The sequence below is a fragment of the Actinocorallia libanotica genome (genome assembly GCF_039525175.1).
Taxonomy (GTDB): Bacteria; Actinomycetota; Actinomycetes; order Streptosporangiales; family Streptosporangiaceae; genus Actinocorallia; species Actinocorallia libanotica.
In genome coordinates, this window is sequence record NZ_BAAAHH010000083.1 from 1 (window position 1) to 6997 (window position 6997).

The 6997-nt window shown below is 71.2% G+C and carries 5 protein-coding genes and 1 tRNA gene; 4 read left to right on the forward strand and 2 right to left on the reverse strand.

All coding sequences use genetic code 11. The annotated features are described in order from the left end of the window. Window positions 1-74 (forward strand) — tRNA-Met (locus tag ABD140_RS39375). Window positions 75-244: 170 nt separating this feature from the next. Here ABD140_RS39375 and ABD140_RS39380 read toward each other — a convergent pair. Next, entirely contained in the window at window positions 245-1393 is a 1149-nt protein-coding gene (locus tag ABD140_RS39380; RefSeq protein WP_344248083.1) for a tyrosine-protein phosphatase, read from the reverse strand. A 150-nt stretch (window positions 1394-1543) separates the two neighbouring features. Beyond that, a complete protein-coding gene (locus ABD140_RS39385) occupies window positions 1544-3214 on the reverse strand; it encodes a carotenoid oxygenase family protein (RefSeq protein WP_344248085.1) in 1671 nt (556 codons plus the stop codon). A 164-nt stretch (window positions 3215-3378) separates the two neighbouring features. Between ABD140_RS39385 and ABD140_RS39390 the strand changes: the two genes are divergently transcribed. From ABD140_RS39390 to ABD140_RS39400, 3 genes are read left to right on the forward strand one after another with little or no spacing between them, the layout of a single operon-like run. Then, on the forward strand, window positions 3379-4725 hold the full coding sequence (locus ABD140_RS39390) for a glutamine synthetase family protein (protein WP_344248087.1): 1347 nt from the start codon (window positions 3379-3381) through the stop codon (window positions 4723-4725). Next, window positions 4726-6084, forward strand: coding sequence for an aldehyde dehydrogenase family protein (locus ABD140_RS39395; protein ID WP_344248089.1), 1359 nt, complete (start codon window positions 4726-4728; stop codon window positions 6082-6084). Between the two features lie 17 nt (window positions 6085-6101). After that, the gene (locus ABD140_RS39400; protein ID WP_344248091.1) at window positions 6102-6869 is read left to right on the forward strand and encodes a 3-oxoacyl-ACP reductase; all 768 of its coding nucleotides are present in this window, start codon (window positions 6102-6104) and stop codon (window positions 6867-6869) included. Window positions 6870-6997: the final 128 nt, after the last annotated feature.

The following is a 6997-nucleotide window of genomic DNA, read 5'->3' on the forward strand; positions in this document are numbered from 1 at the left end:
CGCGGGGTGGAGCAGCTCGGTAGCTCGCTGGGCTCATAACCCAGAGGTCGCAGGTTCAAATCCTGTCCCCGCTACGAGACTGAGGCCCCCGTGGTCGCTTCCTTCGGAAGCTTCCACGGGGGTCTCTTCGCATTTCCGGGGGGCGACCCCCGGGCCCCCGGTGTGGGGGCTCCGCCCCCACGCCCCCCTCCGGTGGTGCTGCTGGGTGGTGGGGGGCGGTGGAAGGGGGCTGCTCAGGGGGTGGTCAGGGGGTGGTCAGGGTGTGCCTTAGGTGGGTGATGGTCTTTTGGTCGAGGCCTAGGCCCTTGTGGAGGTAGGCGTTGAAGGAGCCGTATTCGGTGGTGATGCCTTCGAAGAAGGCCTGCAGGTATTCGGGGCGCTGCTCCAGGAGGGGACGGAACAGTTCGCTGTTGAATCCCTTGCTCGCCAGGGAGGCGTAGGTCTTCTGGTGGGAGGCGGCCAGGTAGGTGTTGGAGAGCATGAAGTCGTCCATGACGGCCTGACGGGGGACGCCCAGGAGGGTGAGGACGACGGCGGACATCATGCCGGTGCGGTCTTTGCCCGAGGTGCAGTTGTAGACGAGAGGGGTCTGCTTCTCGTCGGCCAGGCGGAGCAGGACGTCGCGGAAACCGGCCTTTGCCTCCTCACTGGCGGCCATGACGCGGTAGATGTCGGTGAAGGTCTTCACGGCCTTCCCGTCGCCGAGCAGTTCTTCGAGCGCCGCGGGACCGGAGGCCATCGCCCTGCCGAGGGCGACGTCCAGATCGGCGCCGTTCCCGTCGAGCAGCTGGAGGGGGGTCAGCACCGGGGCGACGCCCTCGGGGAGGCGGTTGGGGCCGGACTTGGTGATCTCGATCGGTCTGCGGAAGTCGACCGAGGTGGTGAGGCCCAGGGAGGTCAGGCGGGACCTGTCCGACTCCGTGGCCTCGGCCAGGTCGTCGCTGCGGTAGATCAGGCCCCAGCGGACCGTGCGGCCGCCCTTGGTGGGGTAGCCGCCCAGGTCCCGGGTGTTGGCGGGGCCGTCCAGGGCGATGTGGCGGGTGGTGGCGATGGGGCCGCGGGCGCCGGGTGAGCGGCGGGGGGCGAGCTCGAAGTACCAGCGTCGGGCGGGGTCCAGGTTCGGGACGAGTGCGCCGGGGGACGTGGTCCGGGCCACCAGGTGGCCGGAGCGCGAGGGGTCCTGGGAGTCGGTGGAGGCGTAGACGTAGGTCCCGCCGTTTTTGCGGGGCGTCCAGGACAGGGTGTGGGTGCCGTCCGCGGTCCGGGTGACGGTGATGTCTTTGATCCGGGAGGCGCCGTGTGCTTGTGCGGGGGTCTGGACGGCGCCGAAGGCGATGATCGCGCTCAGGGCGGTGAAGCCTGCGCGGCGCGGTAGGGATGTGGGGGAAATCAAGGGGGCTCCCTTCCGGTATCGGGTTGATCACCCGATGAGCCCCGACAGATTGACAAGGCATGACGTGCGTCACATTCGAGGTCCCGGTGTTCGGGACGTCTCGAAATCCGAAAACGCCGTGTCCGTTCACGGCGCGGTCGGTGGCTCCGGTCAGGGGAGTTCCGCGGCGACCTCGCGGGCGAGGGCGGCCAGGTCGGGCGGGAGCTGGTCCAGGCGGTGGTCCAGGTCGTCCTTGAAATGGTGGCGTTCCAGTTCGGGGGCGGGGCGGGCGGCGGGCATCCAGGCCGAGTGGATCATGAAGGGGACGGTCCTGCCGGGAGGCGGGGCCAGGGTGGCGACGGGGCCTTGGGAGACGCGGGCGGCGTCGAAGAGCTCCAGGCGGAAGCGGGCGTCGTTGTGGACCAGGACCAGGAGGTAGCCGTGGTGGCCGCCGGGGGAGGCGCCGGCGTAGCGGGAGCGGCCTGAGGCGTTCAGGGGGCCTCTGGGGACGAAGCTGGGGGACGTGGGGTAGTCGTCGAGGGCGAAGGTCCACTCGCTCAGGGGCTTCAGGGTTTCGCGGTCCAGGCTGGAGAGGACGGCGGGCGTCTCCTCCGGGGGGAAGAGGGAGCGGTCCACGCGGGGTCCGTAGTTGCGGAGGGCGCGCTGGTTGATCGCCTCGGGGTGGAAGCCCAGGTGGATCAGATGGTGGCGGGTGGGGGAGAGCTGGCCCTCGAAGGACCAGTCGACGGCGGAGAGCTCGGCCTGCCAGTAGCGCTCCGGGTCGTGGAGGCGGGCCCTCTCGGTGATCCCGCCGGTGGCGGGGTCGAAGCGGAGCAGGGTGGTCAGGGCGGGGGACATGCCGTGGCAGTACATGCCGCGCAGGGCGGGGTCGACGGGGTTGCCCCGGGCGTCCAGGTCGTCCTCGCGGAGGTACATGCCGATGTCGACGCCCTCGGAGTGCTCCATGACGATCTCGATGCCGGCGGAGTCGTCGTAGCGGGCGTAGAAGTGGTTGACCTCGGGGGCCAGGCGGAACTCGGTGCAGGGGACCGAGCGGGCCCCGGGGGCCAGGGCGTCCTTGCGGATGAGGAGGACGGGGCCGTCGGGGTTGTTGGCGACGGTGCGGTCGGCGCCGAAGACCTCCTGGACGTCGACCTTGTAGGCGGTGTCGGCCAGGACCAGCCAGTCGCGGGTCTGGGTGATGGTGTGGGTGGCCTGGGGGAGGACGGCGTTCTCCACCTCCCAGCGGTGGACGCGCCCGCCCGTGCCGTCGTAGCGGACCACCGAGACGGCGCCGGTGAGGATGTCCCGGCTGACGGTCCACATGCAGCCGCGCTCGGGGTCGATCACGGGGTGGGCGGTCGTGGAGACCAGCGGGAGGACGGGCTGGTCCAGGGCCGGCCTCCAGTCGTCGCGGTGGCCGACCTCGGCGACGAAGGCCAGCGTCACCGGGTCCACCTCCACCGGGCGGCCGGCGTCCCAGGTGGCGAACAGGCGGTCGCCCCACGGCAGCGGCGCGGTGTTCGCCGCGTTGACCGAGCCCCACGGGGAGTTCGTGCCGACCGGGCCGGGGACGAACAGGTCGGGGCGCCTGCGGCGCAGCCGCACCGACGGGGTGTCGATCACCCGGGGCCGCCAGGTGAACCGGCCGCGGTCGTCGGGGCGCAGGTCCAACCGGACCATGACGCCGTCGCCGAAGAAGGCGTGCAGCGGGCGGGTGCGCTGGTCGGAGGTGCTCACCACGAAGTGGCCGCCGATGTCGTCGGGCCAGCGGCCCGCCACGACGGTCAGCTCCAGGTCCTGGGGGTCGTCCTCGGCGAGGATCGAGCGGGGGATCGGCATGCCGCCAATCAAACGTGCCTGCGGCGGTGCGTCAAGACTTCTGAGGACATTCGTCATCAGAATTGGCCGCCGATTCCCCGGAGCCCCGCCGATACGGCGGCGCCCGGCTGGGTACTTCCCGATGAGCGCGTTCCAACGGACGGGAAAGAAGATCTGAGGTCCCCTTGACGCTCGAGGAACTGGACGTGGCCGTCGAAGCCGGCCGGATCGACACGGTGGTCATCGCCTTCACCGACATGCAGGGCCGCCTGCAGGGCAAGCGCCTCACGGCCCGCTACTTCCTTGAGGAGGTGGCGGGCCACGGCGCGGAAGCCTGCGACTACCTCCTCGCCGTCGACGTCGACATGAACCCCGTCGACGGCTACGCCATGTCGTCGTGGGAGCACGGCTACGGCGACCTGGTGCTCCAGCCCGACCTGTCCACCCTGCGGCCCGTGCCGTGGCAGGAGGGCGCCGTGCTCGTCCTGGCCGACCTGCGCTGGCACGACGGCCGCGACGTGGCGGCCTCCCCCCGCCAGATCCTGCGGCACCAGCTCGCCCGGCTCGCCGAGCACGGCTGGACCGCCCACGTCGGCACCGAGCTGGAGTTCGTCGTCTACCACGGCACCTACGAGGACGCCTGGCGGCGCGGCTACCGCGACCTGACCCCGGCCAACCTCTACAACGTCGACTACTCCCTGCTCGGCGGGGCGCGCGTCGAACCGCTGCTGCGGCGCATCCGCAACGAGATGACCGGCGCCGGCATGTACGTGGAGTCGGCCAAGGGCGAGTGCAACCGCGGCCAGCACGAGATCGCCTTCCGCTTCGCCGAGGCGCTGCGCACCTGCGACGACCACGCCCTCTACAAGACCGGCGCCAAGGAGATCGCCGCGCAGGAGGGCATGTCCCTGACCTTCATGGCCAAGCCGGACGAGCGGGAGGGCAACTCCTGCCACATCCACCTTTCGCTGCGCGACCGGTACGGCACCCCGGTCATGGCGGGCGAGGGCCCGCACGGACTGTCGCCCGAGGGCGCGGGCTTCATCGCCGGCCAGCTGGCCTGCATGCGCGAGCTGACCCTGCTGTACGCGCCGAACATCAACTCCTACAAGCGCTACCAGCCGGGCTCGTTCGCGCCGACCGCGATCCGCTGGGGCCTGGACAACCGCACATGCGCGCTGCGGCTGGTCGGACGACACTCCTCCCTGCGGATCGAGAACCGGGTGCCCGGCGGCGACGTGAACCCCTACCTCGCAGTCGCCGCGATGATCGCCGCGGGACTGCACGGCATCGAGAACGGGCTGGAGCCGGGCGACCCCTGCGACGGCAACGCCTACGGCATGTCCGGCGGCCCCGTGGTCGCCCGGACACTGCGCGAGGCGCTCGACGACTGGGAGGCGAGCCCTCTGCCCGCGGCGGTGCTCGGGGACGAGGTCGCCGCCCACTACGCCCACTACGCGCGGTCGGAGCTGGCCGCCTACGAGCGGGCCGTCACCGACTGGGAGCTGTTCCGGGGATTCGAGAGGCTGTAGATGCAGGTGATCAATCCGGTGACCGGCGAGGTCGTGCGGACCGTGGCCGAGACCTCCGCCGAGGAGACCGACGAGGCCGTCGCCCGCGCCGAGGCGGCATCGGCCTCCTGGCGGGCGGTGGCGCCCGGCGACAGGGCGCGGCTGCTGCGCGCCTTCGCCGACCTGGTCGACGCCCGCCTGGAGGAGCTCGCCCGGCTGGAGGTGCTGAACGCCGGGCACCCCATCGGCCAGGCCCGCTGGGAGGCGGGCAACCTGCGGGACGTCCTGCTGTACTACTCCGCCGCGCCCGAACGGCTCACCGGGCTGCAGATCCCCGTCCCCGGCGGGGTGGACGTCACCTTCAAGGAGCCCCTCGGGACCGTCGCGGTGATCGTCCCCTGGAACTTCCCCATGCCGATCATGGGCTGGGGCATGGCGCCCGCCCTGGCCGCGGGCAACACCGTGCTGGTCAAACCCGCCGAATGGACGCCGCTGACCGCACTGCGCGTCGCCGAGCTCGCGCTGGAGGCCGGCCTCCCCGAGGGGGTGCTCCAGGTCCTGCCGGGCCGGGGGCCGGTCACCGGCCGGCGGCTCGCCGACCACCCCGGCGTGCGCAAGATCGTCTTCACCGGCTCGACCCGCGTCGGCAGGGAGCTCATGGCGGCCTGCGCGCCCGGGATCAAACGGCTCACCCTGGAACTCGGCGGTAAGAGCGCCAACATCGTCTTCGCCGACGCCGACCTGGAGCGAGCCGCCGCCACCGCCCCGTACGCGGTGTTCGAGAACGCCGGGCAGGACTGCTGCGCCCGCTCCCGGATCCTCGTGCAGGCATCCGCCTACGACCGCTTCATGGAACTGCTCGAACCGGCGGTCAAAGGCGTCGCCGTGGGCGACCCGGCCGCCGAGGAGACCGAGGTCGGCCCCCTCATCAGCGCCGAGCACCGGGCGAAGGTCGCCTCCTACGTGCCGGACGGCGCACCCGTGGCCTTCCGCGGCACCGCGCCCGACGGCCCCGGCTTCTGGTACCCGCCGACCGTCCTGGCGGCACCCGACCACCACGGCCTCCCCGCCTGGCACGAAGAGGTCTTCGGCCCCGTCGCCCTCGTCGTGCCCTTCACCGACGAGGCCGACGCCGTCCGGATCGCCAACGACACCGCCTACGGGCTGTCCGGCTCCATCTGGACCCGCGACCTCGGCCGCGCCCTCCGCACCGCCCGCGCCGTCGAAGCCGGCAACCTGTCGGTCAACTCCCACTCCTCCGTGCGCTACTGGACGCCCTTCGGCGGCTACAAGCAGTCCGGACTCGGCCGCGAACTCGGCCCCGACGCCCTCGACGCCTTCACCGAGACCAAGAACGTCTTCCTGGCGACCGAACCTTGAGCAGCAGGAGCACCACCATGCAGCGTCTCGCGGGCAAGACCGCCGTCATCACCGGAGCCCTCGGCGGCATCGGCCTGGCCACCGCCCGGCGCCTCACCACCGAAGGCGCCACCGTCATCCTCGCCGACCTCGCCGCACCCGAAGAAGGGGGCGCCTACGCCGAAGAGCTCGACGGCCTCTACCTCCGCACGGACGTGACCGACGAGGAACAGGTCGCCGCCCTCTTCCGCACCGTCCACGACACCTACGGCACCGTCGACATCGCCTTCAACAACGCCGGAATCTCCCCGCCCGAAGACGCGTCCATCCTCGACACCGACCTCGACGCCTGGAAACACGTCCAGGAGACCAACCTCACCAGCGTCTACCTCTGCTGCAAGCACGCCATCCCCTACATGCGGGCCCAAGGCAAAGGCGCCATCATCAACACCGCCTCCTTCGTCGCCCGCATCGGCGCCGCCACCTCCCAGATCTCCTACACCGCCTCCAAAGGCGGCGTCCTGGCCATGACCCGCGAACTCGGCGTCCAGTTCGCCCGCGAAGGCGTCCGCGTCAACGCCCTCTCCCCAGGCCCCGTCAACACGCCCCTCCTGCGCGAACTCTTCGCCAAAGACCCCGAACGCGCCGCCCGCCGCCTCGTCCACGCCCCCATGGGCCGCTTCGCCGAAGCCGACGAGATCGCCGCCGCCGTCGCCTTCCTCGCCTCCGACGACGCCTCCTACATCACCGCCACCGAGTTCCTCGTCGACGGCGGCATCACCGGCGCCTACGTCACCCCCCTCTGACCAGGCGCGCAGCCACCGGTTTGCGTAAGCACCCCAAGGCCCATAGCCTTGGAACATACCGACGCGGGGTGGAGCAGCTCGGTAGCTCGCTGGGCTCATAACCCAGAGGTCGCAGGTTCAAATCCTGT